Annotated in this window: 24 protein-coding genes, 1 tRNA gene, 4 pseudogenes and 1 riboswitch; of the genes and pseudogenes, 12 read left to right on the top strand and 17 right to left on the bottom strand. The window is 36.3% G+C overall.

Annotated features, from left to right (window positions below; translation table 11 throughout):
* The first annotated feature begins 60 nt into the window (after positions 1 to 60).
* On the top strand, positions 61 to 507 hold the full coding sequence (locus tag NSQ64_RS06855) for a MarR family winged helix-turn-helix transcriptional regulator (protein WP_171465248.1): 447 nt from the start codon (positions 61 to 63) through the stop codon (positions 505 to 507).
* Between the two features lie 32 nt (positions 508 to 539).
* Positions 540 to 1484, top strand: coding sequence for an acetyl-CoA carboxylase carboxyltransferase subunit alpha (locus NSQ64_RS06850; RefSeq protein ID WP_171465247.1), 945 nt, complete (start codon positions 540 to 542; stop codon positions 1482 to 1484).
* A 475-nt stretch (positions 1485 to 1959) separates the two neighbouring features.
* On the opposite strand, the gene NSQ64_RS06845 is transcribed toward NSQ64_RS06850, so the two are convergent.
* The 6 genes and pseudogenes from NSQ64_RS06845 to NSQ64_RS06820 form a co-directional block, all read right to left on the bottom strand.
* Positions 1960 to 2115 (bottom strand): RapH phosphatase inhibitor, encoded by a 156-nt coding sequence (locus tag NSQ64_RS06845; protein ID WP_268381689.1) that lies wholly within the window; start codon positions 2113 to 2115, stop codon positions 1960 to 1962.
* Positions 2105 to 3223 carry a response regulator aspartate phosphatase gene (locus NSQ64_RS06840; RefSeq protein WP_268381690.1) on the bottom strand — a complete coding sequence of 373 codons (1119 nt, stop codon included), beginning with the start codon at positions 3221 to 3223 and terminating at the stop codon, positions 2105 to 2107. The genes NSQ64_RS06845 and NSQ64_RS06840 overlap by 11 nt, the downstream gene beginning before the upstream one ends.
* A 226-nt stretch (positions 3224 to 3449) precedes the next feature.
* Positions 3450 to 3587 (bottom strand): annotated as a pseudogene (locus tag NSQ64_RS06835) (CatA-like O-acetyltransferase); the annotation flags it as partial.
* A gap of 328 nt (positions 3588 to 3915) precedes the next feature.
* Positions 3916 to 4264, bottom strand: a pseudogene (locus NSQ64_RS06830) (SunI/YnzG family protein).
* A gap of 280 nt (positions 4265 to 4544) precedes the next feature.
* Positions 4545 to 4718: pseudogene (locus NSQ64_RS06825) on the bottom strand (phage tail assembly chaperone); the annotation flags it as partial.
* Between the two features lie 726 nt (positions 4719 to 5444).
* A pseudogene (locus NSQ64_RS06820) lies at positions 5445 to 5981 on the bottom strand (pre-toxin TG domain-containing protein); the annotation flags it as partial.
* A 272-nt stretch (positions 5982 to 6253) separates the two neighbouring features.
* Between NSQ64_RS06820 and NSQ64_RS06815 the strand changes: the two are divergent.
* Entirely contained in the window at positions 6254 to 6469 is a 216-nt protein-coding gene (locus tag NSQ64_RS06815) for a hypothetical protein (RefSeq protein WP_234900678.1), read from the top strand.
* Between the two features lie 479 nt (positions 6470 to 6948).
* Here the strand turns inward: NSQ64_RS06815 and NSQ64_RS06810 are convergent, their stop codons facing one another.
* The 6 genes from NSQ64_RS06810 to NSQ64_RS06785 form a co-directional block, all read right to left on the bottom strand.
* Positions 6949 to 7245, bottom strand: a complete 297-nt coding sequence (locus tag NSQ64_RS06810) for a pathogenicity island protein (protein ID WP_268381691.1) — start codon at positions 7243 to 7245, stop codon at positions 6949 to 6951.
* A gap of 21 nt (positions 7246 to 7266) precedes the next feature.
* Entirely contained in the window at positions 7267 to 7374 is a 108-nt protein-coding gene (locus NSQ64_RS06805; protein WP_268381771.1) for a hypothetical protein, read from the bottom strand.
* 50 nt (positions 7375 to 7424) lie between these two features.
* Positions 7425 to 7892 carry a hypothetical protein gene (locus NSQ64_RS06800; RefSeq protein ID WP_341015713.1) on the bottom strand — a complete coding sequence of 156 codons (468 nt, stop codon included), beginning with the start codon at positions 7890 to 7892 and terminating at the stop codon, positions 7425 to 7427.
* Positions 7893 to 8205: 313 nt separating this feature from the next.
* Positions 8206 to 8520 (bottom strand): hypothetical protein, encoded by a 315-nt coding sequence (locus NSQ64_RS06795; protein ID WP_268381693.1) that lies wholly within the window; start codon positions 8518 to 8520, stop codon positions 8206 to 8208.
* A 913-nt stretch (positions 8521 to 9433) separates the two neighbouring features.
* Positions 9434 to 9613: a hypothetical protein gene (locus tag NSQ64_RS06790; protein ID WP_178930196.1), complete on the bottom strand. Its 180-nt coding sequence runs from the start codon at positions 9611 to 9613 to the stop codon at positions 9434 to 9436.
* A 2-nt stretch (positions 9614 to 9615) separates the two neighbouring features.
* Complete coding sequence (locus NSQ64_RS06785) at positions 9616 to 9972, bottom strand: hypothetical protein (protein ID WP_171465242.1); 357 nt, start codon at positions 9970 to 9972, stop codon at positions 9616 to 9618.
* A 147-nt stretch (positions 9973 to 10119) separates the two neighbouring features.
* On the opposite strand from NSQ64_RS06785, the gene NSQ64_RS06780 reads away from it, so the two are divergent.
* The 6 genes from NSQ64_RS06780 to NSQ64_RS06755 all read left to right on the top strand — a co-directional run bounded on the left by NSQ64_RS06780 (position 10120) and on the right by NSQ64_RS06755 (position 12229).
* Positions 10120 to 10347 (top strand): helix-turn-helix domain-containing protein, encoded by a 228-nt coding sequence (locus tag NSQ64_RS06780; protein WP_058838748.1) that lies wholly within the window; start codon positions 10120 to 10122, stop codon positions 10345 to 10347.
* An 86-nt stretch (positions 10348 to 10433) separates the two neighbouring features.
* A complete protein-coding gene (locus NSQ64_RS06775; RefSeq protein WP_268381694.1) occupies positions 10434 to 10715 on the top strand; it encodes a hypothetical protein in 282 nt (93 codons plus the stop codon).
* An 18-nt stretch (positions 10716 to 10733) separates the two neighbouring features.
* A complete protein-coding gene (locus NSQ64_RS06770; protein ID WP_171465240.1) occupies positions 10734 to 10886 on the top strand; it encodes a hypothetical protein in 153 nt (50 codons plus the stop codon).
* Positions 10887 to 11083: 197 nt separating this feature from the next.
* Positions 11084 to 11401, top strand: a complete 318-nt coding sequence (locus NSQ64_RS06765) for a hypothetical protein (protein ID WP_268381695.1) — start codon at positions 11084 to 11086, stop codon at positions 11399 to 11401.
* 135 nt (positions 11402 to 11536) lie between these two features.
* Positions 11537 to 11854 carry a hypothetical protein gene (locus tag NSQ64_RS06760; protein ID WP_268381696.1) on the top strand — a complete coding sequence of 106 codons (318 nt, stop codon included), beginning with the start codon at positions 11537 to 11539 and terminating at the stop codon, positions 11852 to 11854.
* Positions 11855 to 11959: 105 nt separating this feature from the next.
* A complete protein-coding gene (locus NSQ64_RS06755) occupies positions 11960 to 12229 on the top strand; it encodes a hypothetical protein (protein WP_268381697.1) in 270 nt (89 codons plus the stop codon).
* Positions 12230 to 12498: 269 nt separating this feature from the next.
* Here NSQ64_RS06755 and NSQ64_RS06750 read toward each other — a convergent pair whose 3' ends face one another.
* The 4 genes from NSQ64_RS06750 to NSQ64_RS06735 all read right to left on the bottom strand — a co-directional run bounded on the left by NSQ64_RS06750 (position 12499) and on the right by NSQ64_RS06735 (position 16272).
* Positions 12499 to 13242: a hypothetical protein gene (locus NSQ64_RS06750; RefSeq protein ID WP_268381698.1), complete on the bottom strand. Its 744-nt coding sequence runs from the start codon at positions 13240 to 13242 to the stop codon at positions 12499 to 12501.
* A 535-nt stretch (positions 13243 to 13777) separates the two neighbouring features.
* Positions 13778 to 13850 (bottom strand) — tRNA-Val (locus tag NSQ64_RS06745).
* Positions 13851 to 13978: 128 nt separating this feature from the next.
* Positions 13979 to 15157: a cystathionine beta-lyase gene (gene metC, locus NSQ64_RS06740; protein ID WP_268431255.1), complete on the bottom strand. Its 1179-nt coding sequence runs from the start codon at positions 15155 to 15157 to the stop codon at positions 13979 to 13981.
* Entirely contained in the window at positions 15154 to 16272 is a 1119-nt protein-coding gene (locus tag NSQ64_RS06735) for a methionine biosynthesis PLP-dependent protein (RefSeq protein WP_024720141.1), read from the bottom strand. The genes metC and NSQ64_RS06735 overlap by 4 nt, the downstream gene beginning before the upstream one ends.
* 79 nt (positions 16273 to 16351) lie before the next feature.
* Positions 16352 to 16473: riboswitch (SAM riboswitch) on the bottom strand.
* Between the two features lie 220 nt (positions 16474 to 16693).
* On the opposite strand from NSQ64_RS06735, the gene NSQ64_RS06730 reads away from it, so the two are divergent.
* Genes NSQ64_RS06730 through NSQ64_RS06720 form a run of 3 tightly spaced genes read left to right on the top strand, consistent with a single transcriptional unit; the run spans position 16694 to position 18443 of the window.
* Complete coding sequence (locus NSQ64_RS06730) at positions 16694 to 17434, top strand: esterase family protein (protein ID WP_268381740.1); 741 nt, start codon at positions 16694 to 16696, stop codon at positions 17432 to 17434.
* Between the two features lie 52 nt (positions 17435 to 17486).
* Positions 17487 to 18002: a YjcG family protein gene (locus tag NSQ64_RS06725; RefSeq protein ID WP_024720139.1), complete on the top strand. Its 516-nt coding sequence runs from the start codon at positions 17487 to 17489 to the stop codon at positions 18000 to 18002.
* 6 nt (positions 18003 to 18008) lie between these two features.
* The gene (locus NSQ64_RS06720; RefSeq protein ID WP_008348412.1) at positions 18009 to 18443 is read left to right on the top strand and encodes a GNAT family N-acetyltransferase; all 435 of its coding nucleotides are present in this window, start codon (positions 18009 to 18011) and stop codon (positions 18441 to 18443) included.
* Between the two features lie 83 nt (positions 18444 to 18526).
* On the opposite strand, the gene NSQ64_RS06715 is transcribed toward NSQ64_RS06720, so the two are convergent.
* A complete protein-coding gene (locus NSQ64_RS06715) occupies positions 18527 to 18784 on the bottom strand; it encodes a hypothetical protein (RefSeq protein ID WP_008348414.1) in 258 nt (85 codons plus the stop codon).
* Positions 18785 to 18788: the final 4 nt, after the last annotated feature.

The following is an 18788-nucleotide window of genomic DNA, read 5'->3' as shown; positions in this document are numbered from 1 at the left end:
AACATATTCATGTATAATACAATTAATGTATGATACATGAATTGTAGGAGAGTGACCTTTTTGAAAAGAGAAGATGCCTTAAAACTAAGATCAGATATTAAGAAAATGATTATAATAACTGGGGTTTTTGAATCTCAAAATTTGCCCAATGGACCATTTGAAAAACCTCTACCAACCTCTCAAATGATGGCGTTAGAGGAAATAGAGATGGAAAAATTAACTGTTTGGCAACTATCCAATAAACTTAGATTAGAGACTTCAACTGTAAGTAGATTGGTAGATAAGTTAGTAAAAAAGGGGCTTGTTTATCGTGAAGTAAATGAAAAAAATAGAAGAGAACTTTTTCTGCACCTCACAGAAAAAGGTCGCAAAACTGTTCATAACTTAAGAGAGCAATCCATTACATTTTATCAAAATATTCTCAATAACTTATCAGAATCAGAACAAAAAATAGTTGTGGATGGTTTTGAATTATTTATTGATTCTATTTCTAAGTCTTTTGATTAGAGTGAGGTAAATCATACCCTTTGGAGGATAAAATGAGTTTGGATTTTGAACGTCCTATTATTGAACTAAAAGAGAAATTTGATGAATTAAAGAAAATGATGAAAGAACATAATGTAGATTTATCATCAGAAATTCAAGAATTAGAAAAACGTTTAAATAAAATGCAAGATGAAATTTATTTTAATCTTACACCTTTTCAACGAGTTCAAATTGCAAGGCTACGTAACCGGCCCACGACATTGGATTATATACCTTTATTGTTTACAAACTTTTTCGAACTTCATGGTGATCGATTATATGGTGATGATAAAGCAATGATAGGTGGTATTGCAAAATTTAAAGGGATGCCCGTTACGGTTATTGGTCATCAAAGAGGGAGAAGTACAAAGGAAAATATAGAAAGAAATTTTGGAATGTCACATCCAGAAGGATATAGAAAAGCGCTAAGACTGATGAAACAAGCTGATAAATTTAATCGCCCTATTATTACATTTATTGATACAATTGGCGCCTATCCAGGCAAAGGGTCTGAAGAACGTGGAATTTCTGAAGCGATAGCTCGAAATCTATTGGAAATGGCTACACTTAAAGTACCAATTGTTTGTATTGTAATTGGAGAGGCATCAAGTGGTGGAGCTCTTGGTATTAGTGTCGGTAACCATATCCATATGTTAGAGTATTCATGGTACTCGGTCATTTCGCCAGAAGGAGCAGCATCTATCCTATGGAAGGATGCTAAGTATGCTCCAGAAGCTGCTAAACACATGAAAATTTCAGCAAAAGATTTAAAGCATTTAGGAATTATTGATGAAATTATTCCTGAAATTAAGGGTGGAGCACAAAATGATATAAAATCACAGGCAAAATTGATTGAATCTGCAATCGAATCATCTCTTAAAAAATTGATACGATTATCCTCGGAAGAGCTTATACAACAGCGATATGAAAAGTATAGACAAATAGAGAATTATAAATGAAAATACTTAAAACCGTATTACATTTCTGAGGATTCTTACTAAAAAGTTCTAAATATTTTGTAAGTAACCTCTTAAACTGGATATGCTGATACTATTAAAAGTGTGTGATCGGTATGGAAAAGGGATTTTTTGATTCTAAAAATACTGAGAAACAATCTAATGGATAAAGTTCGTTCCCAATTCGTCCCCAATCAAAAGAAACAGAACAAACATTTGTTACCGACAATCAAAAAACCCTTGCTAGGCAAGGGTTTCAACGATGATTCCGACTGGGCTCGAACCAGCGACCTCTACCCTGTCAAGATGAATGATCTTATCCAAAGCAAACGTAGGTTCTCTGAAAAAGGCTGATTTAATAAGGTTCTATGATGAGCCTTTCTGATAAAAAATGTGCATTTCTGAAGAGAGCTGAAAGGGTTCGTCCCCAATCCGTCCCCATAAAAAACAGACCATGCAGGGTCTGTTTTAATTTTGCCTATACGTTTTGAGAAGTTGTGTTTCGATCGATCATAGTTGTGTTTCGATCGATTTTTTGTATCGATGTCGTGTTTCGATCAGTTGCAATAGTGTACACTCCTGCAGCTGCAACCACAGTAAGAGCAATCATCGTAAAACCCTTCTTAAAACTCATACAAACAATCCCCTCTCTGAATTTTGAGTTGTGTTTCTAATACCTTTTGATAAGCAGCTGTTGCTTCTTCAAATTGACCTTTTTTCCCATACTCATCTGCATACACTATATAGCATGCCTCAGCGTAAGCGAAAAGCTGTTTCTGTTCTAGATACTGAAATACTTCGGCCAGCTGCTCCTCATTTATATTATTAACATAAACCGCTTCTAAGAAGGTAAATAGATTTTCATAAAGCTTATTAGGGGCTTCCTTAAGTATATTAGTTCCTTGTTTTAAAGATGCTTCTCCTTCTTTAAGTCTTCCTGCTTTAAATTGCGTACAGCTAATCGCAAAATACAATTTTGTAAGAAGCTCAGAATCATCATCTGCCTTTAGAATAGCCTTCTCAAAATAATTGATTGCTTCATCCCATTGACCGTCTCTATCAAATGTATGGCCAATATTCAAAAATGCTTTAGTTAGGATTTTTTGATCTCCAATTTCCTCTGCTATTTTAATTGCATTCTTTAGATGAGGAATTGATTTATCATGTCGAGCCAAATCATCATAATTTCCTGCTATGACAAATAAACATTGAATTTTTCTTACTTTATACAGATCATATTGATCGTAGATTTCCAGAGCTTTTAAAATATGATGCATCGAGACGTGGGTTTGTTTCATAATATAGTAAGCTTCAGCCACCTTGAAATGAAATTCAGCTTGTTCAATTTCATCTATAACTAGCGTAAGTTGTTTCTCCGCCATTTTATAGTATTGGATGGCCTGTACATATTCTTTTATACTGAACTCGTACATCCCACGAAAAAAAGCGTTGTAATACTGCAGCATGCCGGACAATTTATGATTGGAGTTTTCTATTTTATCAACTAAGTCTGCAATGGATAAAGAGCGTTGATCAGAGGGTTTAATATAATCAAGCATAAGCTGATGACGAAAGCACATCAATTGATAGTAAATCAGTAAATCCTGGTCTTCTTCCATTCGTTCAATTTCTTGTTCTACCTCAGCTTTCAAAATCTCTGCATCTGGAACACTAAATTGACGAATCATTTTATACCATTCATTTATTTTCACACCAACATGTGAAGAAAGAACCTTCTCCATCCCCTTACTCCCCTTCCACAAGATTGCCTTATATTACATTTATTATGACATACAGAAATTTACAATACACCGAAAAGAAACCGCAAAAAGAACCATTGTACATCAATAAACCTTTGGCACATGTCTTTATCATCACAAAACTAAAAGGCAGACTCATTTCAGTCTGCCTTCATCTTCTAGATTTCCATGAGAATACCTTTTGTCTTCAGGTAATTTGCATTGAATCTAGCCTTTTTTCTTTTAATATTGCATACAATTTCGTGATGTCTAGATCGATCACCAGACTATATGAGCATCGGGTTACCGTCATATAATGATGAAAGTGCTCTTTTCTCAGATAATTTTCATCTATTTGTTTAAACATTTTTTATCTCCTCCTGAATGTAATTTCATGTATTCAGGAGGAGACTTTATCTGTTTTTACCACCACAATCATCCTTTCAAGAGTTATGTCATGTTTCAGTCTATCACTAGTTTGAATTATAACGTTTTCATTCAGTGACTGCCATAAGCTTGGCATGAGATAAAGTTCCAGCAACGCTTGATACATAAATTTGTCCAACATGAACGTCTCTATTAATATATGTTTTCTTTGCTGAAGTATTCATTCTATTAGTATGTCTATAGAAGTTAAACTAGACGAACTCGAATAGAAAAGCACCTTCTATCATAGGATGGTACTGATCTTATATTCAAAACTTAACCTTTTTATCTTTTTGAATAAATTGATGACCTTCATTTAAAAAAACTAGAAAACGCTTATTTATAGTTTCAATAACGATTCTATCTGATTGACCGTATGGAGCACCAATCTATATTATCTGCAACTCCATACTTGTCCGTCTGTTTAATACTAACTATTTGATCAATTGGTATTTCTGTTTTAGATAAAACAAATTTTATGACTAAGCTTTTTTCATCAAAACTATACCGAGTATTTAAGAAAACAGTAAAAATAAAGAAAAGTGCTAATAAAAAGATTAACACAACTACATATTCCGTAAAATCACTCTTTCTTATATTTTTATCTAATTTTACCATGTTTTTCACTCTTAAATCAAAAAGCTTTAAGAGAAAGTTTAAATTTACCCTAGTAAGGCAAGCTCTGTGAATTGCTGTTCAAACATTCATATAAAAAACTGTTCTCTGAATCTCATTTGATTAATTCGTATTTTATTCTAATCTCATATAGTACAAACTTGTGTTTCCTTCTTTGTTTATTATACAAATAACTCAAATGTGCTTAGCTGCGATCCCTCCTCCTCTATATTTGAAAGAATGACTGAGAGTTCATCGTACTTTAAGTGAGGAAATCAATTGTTCAATCAGTCAATCGACATAACTTTTCTGGAATGTCCACAATTTCATCTTCATACCCGTTGATCTCAATAGCTGTTTTTAACCAATTCGCATATTCACCGCCCGCAGATACGTCACGCTTTGTTACTTCGACTGGATCTTGTGTGCTGTATGCCTTACGCAATTCCTTTGATTTGTTTATTTGAATGCAATAAAACACACGCTCATAGAAAAATAAATCCCCTTTTTCTCGGTTTACAGCCAATTAAACAAAAAAACCTTGAACGCCAGTGGTCAATCAAGGTTTAAACCATTTTCTAGTCATGGTCTTCATTCTTTATTTCAATTAATAGATCTTTAATAATAGCTACTATGGATGAATCCTGTTTTGATAGTACATTGCGATATTCTAATCTCACTTCAGGTTGGTTAAGAATCTTGGGAATCGCCTTAGCAATGCCGTGCCCTTCCTCTGTATCATTTTTATATGAGTATAGTCATCAAAAACCGAAACACTTCCATGATCAAGTACTTTACTTTTGCCCAAGACTCTTCGAACTCTTGTATTTTCGTTTTCTAAAAGTCGATGATCGTATAAGCTTTTTAATTCTTACATAAGATCCAAAGGAATTCAACCCTTCCATATTTACTTATTGAACAAATTAGGATACTGTTCTCTATTTTATTCATTACGTTTTTTAAACCTTGTCTTTTATATATTTTCCGGGCATTCCAAATATCATGTGCTAATGAAGCGCAATATATTTAAATTCTAGATAATCTTTCAATTTTTGCCCCGATAAACCATATGTTTATTTCTCACGATGTCTACCACCTATACCAGGATGTGGTTGTTTCAAATTCATACTAATACCATTGTTCTTTTTTATACCCGACTGTTTCATTTTTGCATAGACCGGTATTGGTAAATATCGAGTGCTCTGACTGCAGCTGAAGTGGCTTTGGTGGTTGTGTAGACGGCTTTTCCACCTTTGAAAATACGCCCTTGTCCAGCCGGCAATTGGGATGTAGCCCGCCGCTGCCATGCCGCCTGCGGCGACGCGCTGACCTGACATTAGTTCTTCACCTGTGATCGGGTCAACACTTGTTGCGGCACGCTTTGTCACACCTGTTAGCTCATTGACAATATTTTCGCCATAACGAGTGCTTTGAACGGTTAGCCAAGGCTTGATGTTCCTTAGCAAACTCACGGGCTTCTTCTTGTTCTTTTTGAATTTTGAGATATTCTGCAGTTTGCTTCTCGATATCGCTTTTTGCCTTGTAGATTTCACAATCTTGAAATGCTTTTTTGTCAAAATTCATAGGCGAAATGGCTTTTCCGTCATTTGCTTCAATTCATCATTTCTGCATACCATGCCATTATAGTCTTCTCCCTAGTCTCTGACAAAGCATATTCATCTTTTAAATTAATCTTTAACGTCTTTTTCCGCTCATCTTTAAGCTTAAATCCCTTAATGATTATAAGGAATTTAAGGATTTATAAACCTTTAGCTCCTTGATCAGAGCATTTCGGACTTGTTTCTGATCGATCCTTTGCAGTAAACGCAATTGTATAGATTTCATCCTACCACTCCTTGAAAGTTCATATTGAAATTTTCTTATAATCTATCTAACTCTGAAAACCATTCGTTTTTTTACAAAAATGCCCTTGAATTTTTTATAAAATATAGGATAATTAAGGATGTCAAATTAAACTAGGGAGTGTTTTAAATGAGATTAAAAAAAGTTATAACTTGTTCCGCATTATCCATTGCTTTACTTCTTTCTGCATCTTCTGCATCCGCTTCAAATTCTAGTGCAGACAGCAACAAGAGTCAAAAGATAAAAACTCCTCAAGCTGAGCTGAACACTATTCATCTAAAAGCCAATACACAAAAAGAAGCTATCATTTGTCTCTTTCCTCCTAAAAGATGCAAAAGAGGTTGATGGTGCTTGGACAGGCAAATATCAAGGTTGATTTTAAAAATGAGATAGGAGGGTAACTCCCCTATCTCATTTTTAATTTTTAAGACATACAATGATCGAACTCCTTATTGGGGGCTGATGAGAGCATTAAAGCCGGACATGCTAGCGCTAAAACAATCTTACATATTAATGGTCATTCTACAAATAAATTAAAAATTAACACTGCTGAACAATTTAATCGTTTTGTTACTAAAGAATACTGACAAACAATCTGGTGGATTAAGTTCGGCTCAATCAAAAGAAACTAAACAAATATTCGTTACTGAAATAACAAAGAAACCCTTGCTAAGCAAGGGTTTAAACAATGATTCCGACTGGGCTCGAACCAGCTACCTCTTCCCTGTCAAGGACGAGACACGTTTTCTGACTGATTCTAACACATTCTAAATAATCGTCCCAACCCTTGGTACATAAAGGTTCATTCGATTTAGTTTACTAACTTATACTGAGTGATTCTTAATAGTAAAAACATTTCTTGTGACACCGCCGTGACTCAAATCCTCAATCAATTCATCATGATCCACACTCTTAGCTTCATCTAACTCACGTTCTAACCGTTTCTTATCTTGTTCAGCTTCCTTTAATGCTTTCTTAACTTCACGCAGCTCACGCACAGTCATTTCGTCTACAGTTTTCGTTTCACCTGTGGATGGGATTTTGTGTGGTTGGTTCCGCTGATCGGGAGATAGTTGAGCAATTTCATAAAGGGCATTCAATCCCATATCACGTGACGTCACGTGTTTTCCTCCACTAAATTCTTAAAATACTCTAATGTACCTTCTCGAGAGGTCTTGAGTTATTCCAATTGAAGCACACCACTTTCCCCACTCCCCATAAACCAAATCATTCTCCTTCACATTCTTCAGCCTTCTGCCAATCTCGAATATGGCTTGGCCAGCTACTTGCTTATATGAGTTTATTTCTTTTTCATATCTTCTTTTATTTGAATTAGTAACTCTTTAAAATGAAGTGATACAAAGTATCTTTCTCTATCTTTATACGCCATGAATATTAAAAACAATAGCAATAAAGCAAATATGACAAACATCCACCTGTAATCTAAATTTAACTGAAACAATCGTTTAAAGATCCCTGATTCCCTAAATATTAGTGAAATAGTAGTTACGAAAAATCCCATTACTATTATTGATTGTCTAAGATCACTTATTTGACAAATCTTCTCCAATCTGGCTATTGCATATAAAATAAAATCTTTTTTTAAACTCCTTATAGCCTTAATATTATTTTCAATATCTGAAGGCTTTTGTTGACTAGGAAATGATTTTTTTAGGAACTTAATTAGTTTCCCTGTTGACATATTTGTTAAGTTTTCTTCAAGGGTGATTTCGCTAAAATTCATCTCATTATTTTTTTTGTGTTTCATAATAGGTCACCTCGTCTAATATATCGTCCAAGGAAGAAAATGGTTTAAGCGTAACGTTTAACATATGGCACTCCCACTACAGACTTTAAGTATTTACTTCCTAAGTTCAATTTAGGCGGCTTAATACCCTCATTTAAAATGATAGTGGTGACCGGCATAGTATTCCTATCATATAGGGTGTCGGTTAAAACTACACCCTTCAATACCTGTCAAATGGACAGACAATAAGTCAAAACGCAAAATTGCGTTCTGATCAATATAAAGGTAAGCCAAAATTTAGATTCTCTAATCACCCAACCCAAAAATGGGTTCGTTAGATCATTTCATTTTCTCCTACTGTAGATGAGTGAGCTATAATCTCTAAATAGATCGCTACACCCGAAGATATTTTAAAAGTAGCCAAGGCAACATTGACCTTCGCTTTTGTTTTCTGTCCATTCCTGTGAAAACGTATAGCCATTTTCAAATGAATGAGGCTAACTCTAATCGGAATGACTAGAAAGAAAATCACATTGTCAAAAGTGAGCCTTACTTTCATATCCTTTTCTAAAACTTCTCTGTATGCCGAATATGATGTGCTTAGATATGCCAATAACACGAAAAGTACGAACAAACCTAAATAATCCATTTGTTTTCCTCCTGTTTGATTCAATTTCCATATCGGACGACATCGCCACTCCTTTAAATCGAATCCTAAATCTCCGAACGGTCGGAGGTTTGAATAGTTTCCATTTTCTCAAATGTGTGGTACGTACCACATTTTCTTTCACTTTTAGTCTTGACTTGTCGTTTACTTTTTGGCTTGATAGGTTGTAAGCAATGGACAACGGCTGAACAAGTTGTCTGCCTGAATTTGCTTGTAAAAAAATAAACAAACTCAGACAGGCGACTGACTAACTTGATAGTATATCAAGCTTATGGTATCCGTATGTGTCACCCTATTTGCCGTTGGTTATTCCCCAAACAAGCCTACTGTGTCAAGTGTCCCTAACAGTTTCAACGAACGCAAAATTACGTTCGTATACTTATGGCTTGTCCTGCATCGTCAGAAACGATACACCCATCCTTCGTACAGCACTTAATGGCAGCTTTCGCCTTTCAGATACATGTGCAAATAGGGAAGCACAGTGGTATCCTATCCTCATTTATCGCATCGGCTGAGTCACTACCCTTTCAAGTTTAACGTGTGTTAGCGCATTCCACGACAGTCTTATCCTTAAAATAGGCATCACTAAAGACAACACCTTGATCCAGGAGTATAGACTGATTCTATTCAATTAAGTGAGGTAAACTTTACTTACCTCACTGAATGCACGACCTATGTTTAAATGAGGTCGTAGAGTGACCTATTGAATACAGATTAAAAATAAGTTAGAATGGGCTGATATCATGGGAGTGTAGCAACCCAACAGATTAGATAGTGCGCCAACACTTTTCTAATCAGCTAGAAATGACGATCATGAGCAGTAGGAATATTCCTGTTAAGCTCATGATTGTTACAAACAGTAACTCATCTATGAACCTTCTACACAGCTTCCCCATTAATTTAACCCCACTACAGCTAACTCTTCACGATCATAAACATCAAGCATGTTATATTCATCATCAGCGACTCCATATTGATTATTGCTATGTACTTCTTCGATTGTTCCTAGTCCGTATAACGTTTGTACTCTTTGACCTACAGATAGTTTCCAGTTTGGATTAACATTGTTTAACATGTTCATTTCCCCTTTGTAATTGGTTTAGTTGGATCAAGTATGATGCAATCAAATTCAGTTTCTTGATTCTTCGGTTCTAATATCCTCAAGTCCGTTAAGGCTTCCCAAAGCGTAATTTGCTTCAATAGATGTGTAACGACCTCAGCAAGCGTTTCTAAGTCTGCATATGGAACGTTTCTTCCTATATACCAGATCATTCCCTCATCGTAGTTACCATCAGTTCGTTGAGTGATTTCAGCTAAAACAACCTGGCCATCACACTCTCCTACTGCATAACCTTCTTTAACTATGATTGCTGAGTAAAGATTGTTGATTTCTTGTGTGTTGAATTCGGTTTGAACGATTGTGATATGGTTCATCTAACTCTCCTCCCCTGACACGTTTTTGTTGTTGACTTAACCATAAATCAACACCTGAAAGGTGTCAACACTTTTTTGTAGTCGTTTTTTAAGAAAATCCACTTTTAGATTCTGTTTTTTGTTATAATCAAAGAGGAGGTGAAACTGTTGACTAAAATTGTTAAAACAAGATTGAAAGAAATATTAGATGAACGAGGCTTATCAATTAGGGGTTTCGCCTTCGGAAACGACCTAAGATTTGAAACCGTTAGAAGGTTTTACAATAACACCGCTAAACAATACCAACGTGAGACACTAGGCAAGATTTGCGAAGCCTTGGATATAAAAATTGAGGATTTACTTTACATTGCAGAAGATGATTCTAATGACTCTTAAGCAAAAATATTGCTTTTTATTTTTTGAAATTCGTTAAACAAAACAATTGCAATGGTGATACAATCAGACTAGAGGTGAAACACAAAATGGAAAACAATATGCTTCAAGCTATACTTGATGAGATAAAGAAAATTGATAAGAAGGTTGACGGTTTAGCTTCTGATTTGAAATCATTTAAAGAAGATATGAACGAATTCAGAGAAGATACAAAAAAAGAATTCAATCAAATCAATGTTAAATTAGATAGACTTGAAGAGAATCAACCTAAAGATATTACAGCGCACCTGAAACAAATTCAGAATGTAGACAACAAAACAGAACTACTGAATAAACGACTGTTCGATGTTGAAAGTAGGCTTAAAAATTAAGCTGAAGGGGAAATGTATATGAAGATCAATAAAATCCGTTCTGCGCTTTATAAATCAGCAAAGGTACTTGGTGATGTGAATGCTGTCCAAAAGGGTACAGTAGGCAAGAGAATAGCTAGAAGAGCCGCAGGAAAGGCAACAGGAAGACTATTGGGGAAATTGTTTAAATGACCACTTACATAAATGTGTAGGTGGTTTTTTCATGTGCAAAAATGCCCATTATTATCTGTAAGAAATTAGTAACAAATCAGCTATTACACTGACAAATAATGTGTGATTTAAATTCCATTTATTCTAATTTATGTAAATTTTATTTCATTTTGTGATATCCTCACTATTGAAAAAATGATTAGAAAGGAAGTATTCCAATGAAAAAGTTTTTTGTTAAGATGTTGCTAGTTCTCATATCAGCAGCAGTATTTATTCCAACAACAGCTACATATGCAGCAGAAAAGATCGAACAGAAAGAAGATTTGGTAGTAACATACAATCCTACAGAACTTCAGAAGCAACTTGCTCTAAGAGATGTACCTTTAGAAAAACAAGAAGTCTTGCTTCAAGCATTTAAAGCTATTGAGAATGCTAATAATGATCCACTTGCTACTACAAATGGCCCGAAGGGTACTGGAATTAAAGCAGCTATTAAAATTCTTAAAGGATTAGCTAATAATGATTTTGCTCAATAAGAGCTAATAAGCTTGTTTATGCAGAATTGAAAAAACATATGGATGCTGGATTAGCACAAGGTATAGCTCATGTAGTTGAATACATCCTTATTGTTGGTGACGCTTTAATATTATAATTGTGAAAGGACGTATACTATGGCAGAAAATAAATTCGTTGAATTTCAGAAGAAAAATAATTTAGATAGTGATGATGAATTATTTCTGATTACACTTAGTGGAGCTTTTTGTGATTTTGAAAATGACAAAGCTAGTGAAATTGGAAAAGTTGCCTTCCTTAGACACTTTGGTGAAGAATTAAACCTTTCAGAAATTGAAGGAAACACTAGAGAAGAATATGAAAAGATCATCAATCAATTTTTAAGCAAGAAGGATAAAAAGATCAATGTAGATGAACTATTACAATCTTTTTATGCTGCAGATATGATGGATGGATTAAAGAAGAAATTCAATTAATGGCCTTCATTTGAAGGTCTTTTTTAATACCATCATTTACATATAGACCTCCTCCTCTATTCTTCTTATTATTAATTTTAGAAATTCAATTAGAGGGGTTTTATTGTGGTCAAAACTAATAGAGGAAATTGGCAGGAAATCTTTGAACATGCCAAGAAGAATACGACAGAAACATTAACATTTCCAGGAAAACCCTACTCCATAGCAATATTCCCCCAAGTTTATGGAACACTGACAGAAGAAGAATTCTATCAAGAATTAGCAAACATAATCATAAAAGAAGCACTTATGGAATCTAAATATGAGGGTGATGAATATGAGCGAACAGCAAAAAAACAAGCCAATGAAGAGAAAAGAAGCAATCGCGAACTATAGAATCACTACACAGGTAACACCAGAAATGGAAAAATTCTTTAAAGAAGGTATGGCTACAAAAGAGTTATATGATTTCGCCTCACATCTAATGTACAAATACAAAAAAGTCTAAAAATAAAAAAGAACCCCAATATTATAGGGTTCTTTTTCTCACATTCCTGGTCTAACATCATTTAAAGATACTTTCATATTCATCCCTCTCCACTATCTTCAAAATACTTCTTTTATTTAGATACATAACATTTATGTGTTTCTTATCATTTTACAAATTATATGTTATTTCCATCGGTTGTAATTTCAGCAAAGCTATTCATTATATAAGCTAAACTTTCCCCTGCTTTTTGTGGTCTTTCACCTTTCTGCATTAGAGAAATCAAAGCACTTAAAAAATCAAAAAAATTGTTCTGGTTTAGTATCACTTTTTCTTTATAGATTATGAAAGCTTCTTCAAATTGGTTAAGTTGCACTCCGTTCATAGCAGTAACAGCTAACTTATCAGAAATGCTTTCATATGACTCACTTAAATCAAAAAAACTTTTTACATCGATCAATAAGGTAATACATTTTAAATAATCATAGCTAAGTCCTATATGTAAATTTCCGGCTGCAAAAAGCAAGTCGTTCGTAACTAAATATTGTTCTCCGTTCTTTGCAATTGTTTGGATTCCTTTAGCAAAAAGTAATGGTTTTATAGCTTTAGGTTCTCGGTTTTCAGTAACAAACTTGATTATATCTTTTGTAGTAGGAGTACCTCCAAACAGAGCTGATGCTTGGGCGCAATAAAATTCAACTTCCTCATATTTTTTCACTGAGTCAAATACAAATAAAAGAATTAAACTTATGCTAATCATGGAAACTGTCCAAACGTTATACTCTGTTGTTACTGCTGTAATTATTGCCAACCCTGTATTAAACAATGGCACAAGTGTAAGTTTTGATTTAAACAAAGTCAAAGCAATTGTAAAAAATGCTGATAAACAATTAATAACTATTATAAGCGTATACCAGTCCACAAAGTTCCACACCTTTTTTATTTAAAAGAATGATTTCATAAAAATTCCTATATCTTCTTTAACTCTCGATGAAAACAAAAACTTTCAATTTCAATTATCTCTCAAAATCTTGGAAAAAACACACAAAAAACAGGTATATAGAATACAGTCTATACACCTATTAGACCTTACCTTTCATTTGCTTTAATCCCTGGCAAATTGCTTGCAGTGCATTATTAGCCCCCTTTTTCATTAGCAACCATTTTATCAACGTTCATATTCACTGAATAATTGTTGGTAAAATTCTAGTCACTGACACTTCAAATACTTAAAACGATCGATTTTTTGTCCAGTAGTATTACCCTTAACGACAACACCAAGAGTATTTGAAGCCTCTTTCCAACAGAGAGAAAATCAAATTGATCACATATTAAATTGACCACACTGAAAAATACAGTGTGGCTTTTAATTTGTTAATGTTACCTTTTTGTTTTTAGAAATACAAAAGCCATTCTCGATTATCTCAAGAATGGCTCTGTATCAACGTCTTTTCATATGATTCCGACTGGGCTCGAACCAGCGACCTCTACCCTGTCAAGGTAGCGCTCTCCCAGCTGAGCTACGGAATCGGGTTATGTATCAGTTCTGGGCTTTCTGTTACTGACAGTCTCTATTATATAACCATCATGATCAGTCGTCAATGGTTTTGTTCAAAAAAGGCACAAAGCCGGTATCCATACCGGCTTTTTACTGACTTTTATGATTGCTTCACAAGAACTGGCTTTAGTTGATCTAGTGCTTGTTTGAAGTCCCTTTTGAGATCTTCTCCGTTTTCTACGCCCACACTTAATCGAAGTAAACCATCCGTGATGCCTCTTTTTTCTCTTTCTTCTTTTGGCATAGCGGCATGGGACATTTTGGCCGGATAGGAAAGAATGGATTCGACTGCTCCGAGGCTGACGGCGAATACAGGTAATGTAACGCCATCGACCAATTCTTTGACAGCCGCTTGGTTTTCTAGTTCAAATGAAAGAACAGCACCTGCACCGCTCGCCTGCTTCCGCTGAATGTCTGCCCCTGGGTGATCATCTAATCCTGGGTAATATACTTTTTTGACCGCAGGATGTTCTTTGAGGAATGTAGCCAGTTCTAATGCGGTTTGACTGGCTTTTTCTAATCTGACTTGAAGGGTCTTTAATCCTCTAAGCACAAGCCAGCAATCCTGTACGCCAAGTACCGCCCCGAAGGAGTTTTGCAGCGAATAAAGTTCGTCTCCTAGCTTCTCATCTTTCACCACGGCTAAGCCTGACAGTACATCACTGTGGCCGCTTAAAAATTTCGTTGCGCTGTGCAGCACAACGTCAACACCAAGGTCCAGCGGACGCTGAAGCGCAGGCGTTAAAAACGTATTATCTAAGAAAGTCAGACAGTCATGTTCTTTCGCAATCTGTACGACACCTTCAATATCCGTAATACCGAGTGTAGGGTTTGACGGTGTTTCCATGTAAATGACTTTTGTATTTGATTGAATGCCTTGTTTCACTTCATTCAAATTGGTCATGTCCACAAAGGTATGCTCAATCCCAAATCTTGAAAGAACTTGGGTGATCATTCGGAAAGTCCCGCCGTACACATCTCTTGTGACAAGGACATGATCTCCTTTTGATAATAGAAGAAAAGCGGTTGAAATGGCTGCCATACCTGACGCAAAGGCAAGCCCTCTCGTTCCTCCTTCTAGCGCTGCAATGGTATCCTCCAATGCCTGACGTGTAGGGGTGCCTGATCTGGAGTAGTCATATTGACCAAAGTCATCGAAGCTGCTTTGGTGAAACGTCGATGCATGTTGAATCGGTACACTGACTGCACCTGTTGAGCGGTCTGTTTTAAACGCATTATGAACGAGTTGTGTTTCGAGTGTCCAATCATGTGTGGTCATTTCGTGTGTACCTCCTCTTTCACATTTGATAGTGCCTGTTTCAGGTCTGCTTTTAGGTCTTCCACATGCTCAATCCCGACTGAGAAACGGAGCAATTTGTTACAAACACCGTTTGCGATGCGAATCTCTTCTGGGATGTCCATATGGGTTTGCGTTGCAGGATACGTAATGAAGCTTTCGACTCCGCCAAGGCTTTCAGCAAAACAAATCGTTTTCAGCTGCTTCAAAAATGGATTGACCCAGTCCTCTTTGGCTACTCGGAATGACAGCATGCCTCCCTTTCCTGGGTAAAGGACATCTTGAATTTCAGGCTGCTGCTTTAGAAAATCAGCTAATTCCTTCGCATTTGCTTCGTGCTGACGCATTCTCAGCGCCAATGTTTTCATTCCTCTCATTAAAAGCCATGAGTCAAATGGAGATAAAACCGCCCCAATGGCGTTTTGATGCTGGAACATGTCTTCCGATAGCTTCTCTCCTTTTGTGACGACAAGTCCGGCAAGAACATCGTTATGTCCGCCTAAATATTTGGTTGCACTATGAATGACAATGTCCGCTCCGAGTGTAATCGGTTTTTGCAAGACGGGCGTATAAAAGGTGTTATCCACAATGACCAATGCACCGTGTTCTTTTGCGATTTTCGCAACCTGTTGAATATCCGCTTCCTGCATGAGTGGGTTTGTTGGCGTTTCAATAAAGACGGCTTTTGTATTTGGCGTCATTTTAGAGCGTAAACAGTCTTCATCTGAAAAATCATCATAAACAAAGCGCAGTCCGTACTTTTTCCATTCGTTTTCAAATAGACGGTATGTACCGCCATATAAATCTGATGAAACAATGAGTTCATCCCCGCTCTCAAACAGCGCCATGATCGTTTGGATGGCAGCCATTCCCGAACTGAAGGCAAAACCGGCCGTTCCTTCTTCGAGTGAAGCAATCGCATCTTCTACAAGCTGCCTTGTTGGGTTTTTCGTCCGAATATAATCAAATCCTGTTGATTCCCCAATGCCTCTATGTCTGTAAGCTGTTGAAAGATAAACGGGAGGACTGACAGTACCAGTCACCTCTTCGCTGCGGTTTCCAATTTGCGCTAACTTCGTTTCCACATGTTCTGTCATTTGACACCATCCTAAGTAAAAATCTAATTTCAAAACAGAAAAACCCCTTCTTCATAAGAAGAAGGGGTTTAATCGCTTCCTCTTATCTTCCAAGCAAAAAAGCTGCTTGCTGGATTTAGCACCTTGGTACATCACATGAAGTGATGCATACCGGTTGCTGAGGTTTCAAAGGGCCAGTCCCTCCACCTCTCACGATAAGAATGTGTTGTCTGTCTGTTCTAATTCTTAATACTGTAACGCATTAAACCTCATTTTTCAAGGGGAAATGTAACGATTAATTAAAATTTTCTGTATTTTGCACTAGATCGAATGTCAGCCAATTTGATTGCATGTTAGCATATAGGAACAACGCTGTTTTTCGTGTTACAATGAATGGAAACGTTTCACTTATGATGAATTTGGTTAGCTGGAGGAATGGATTATGGTGAAGAAAACAGGCATCATTCAAGAAGAAACCTTACAGTCAAAAGAACTTGGGGCAGAAATGACCATTTTGATTTATTTGCCAGTCAATTACTCCCCCCTTTATACATATCATGTCATCATTGCACAGGATGGTCATGATTATTTCCGTCTAGGTAAAATAGGCAGACAAGCGGAAGAATTAATGCAAAACAAAGAAATGGAACGCTCGATTATCATTGGTGTCCCATATGAAAATGTTACTGAAAGGCGAAATACGTATCATCCAGACGGACCAAAGTTCGAGGCGTATAAACGCTTTTTGGCAAATGAACTAGTTCCGTATATTGATGAACACTATCCAACGTATCAAGTTGGATCAGGTCGTACATTTATTGGTGATTCATTAGGTGCTACGATCTCACTTATGACAGCCATTGATTATCCTTCGTTATTTGGCGGACTGATTTTGCAGTCTCCTTACGTGGATGAGTCGGTTCTGCAAGCAGTCAAACAATCATCATCCCTTGCTCATTATGCCATTATCCATCAAATCGGGTTAGAAGAAACAGCTGTGAAAACGACAGATGGGCAAGTGCTAGACTTTATTCAGCCGAACGAAGAATTAAAGTTCCTTTTGGAGAAGTCCGGTGCGGATTATTTATTTGAGACATTCGAAGGCGATCATAAATGGACGTTTTGGCAGCCGCTCATTTCACCTTCGTTAAAAAGAATGCTCCCATATTCGTTAATCAACTGAATTTTGTTATAATAAAAAATAATAAATACTTTCTTAATCAGGAGGGAACATGATGAAATACGGAGTTGTTTTATTTCCATCAAAAAAATTGCAAGACATTGCGAACTCTTATCGGAAACGTTATGATCCGAACTATGCACTCATACCACCTCATTTAACATTAAGAACACCTTTTGAATTAACGGATCTAGAAGCAGCTGAGGTCGTCTCCACCTTGCGAGAGTACGCAAAAAATGCTTCTCCTATTACGTTACGTATTAAAAAATTCAGTTCATTCGCTCCTGTAAACAACGTGATTTATATGAAAGTAGAACCGAACGAAGAATTAATGACTCTCAATGAGAAGTTGTACACTGATCCGCTTGCTGGTACACCTGAATATGCATTTGTTCCGCATGTGACAGTGGCTCAAAAGTTATCAGACGATGAGCATTCAGACGTTCTAGGCACATTGAAGCTGAGAAAAATTGACCACGAGGAAACGGTTGACCGCTTCCATCTTTTATATCAATTAGAGAACGGTTCTTGGACCGTTTATGAAACATTTATCTTAGGAGAAGAGGGTTAAAGACATTTGAATACAGTCATCGTAAAAGAACAAACACAACGAGAAGATGCTTATTATGTTCGAAAAGAAGTTTTCGTAAAAGAACAAGAAGTCCCGTTAGAGATCGAAATTGATGAACTTGAGGACGAAGCCATTCATTTTGTCATTTATAATGATGACAACAAACCACAAGCTGCTGCTAGACTGCGCATAATTGAAGGTCATAAGGCAAAGCTTGAACGAATTTGTGTATTAAAAGAGGCGCGCTCTTTCGGTCTTGGCCATCAGCTTTTAGAAGCACTTGAGTCTGAAGCGATGGCAAACGGAGCGAAAGAAGCTGTCATGCATGCACAAGTCCAAGCTCTTCCTTTCTACGAAAAGAAAGGCTACAAAGCCGTTTCAGAACCGTTTGAAGAAGCAGGGATTACACATGTCAAAATGACAAAAACACTATCCGTTTAACGAAAATAAAAAGCCAGGGCATCATGGATGCTCTGGCTTTTTATTGATTCCATCTCGTTCGCTCAGGAAGAAAGCGCAGTCATTTAGACGTAAGTATTGATATGAACGCCCTTACCTTCTTCCATAAACATATCTCGTACAAAGCGTTCCCGCTTTTTTTGCTGTACTTTCGTTTCCGCTTCTGTCACTAAGTCCTCTTTTTTCTCCAGCTCTCTGTATACCTTGTCATGAAAGGTGCGGGTGACCTTCGTCACTTTCGCATAGTCTTCTTTATCCTGAGGAGCAGGACGATTGATATATTGAAAATACAGATCCGGCTGAATCGGGGCTATATATCCCATCAAG

The sequence above is a fragment of the Bacillus sp. FSL W8-0183 genome, from assembly GCF_038006825.1.
Classification (GTDB): domain Bacteria; phylum Bacillota; class Bacilli; order Bacillales; family Bacillaceae; genus Bacillus; species Bacillus altitudinis.
This window is presented reverse-complemented; position numbering and strand designations above follow the sequence as displayed.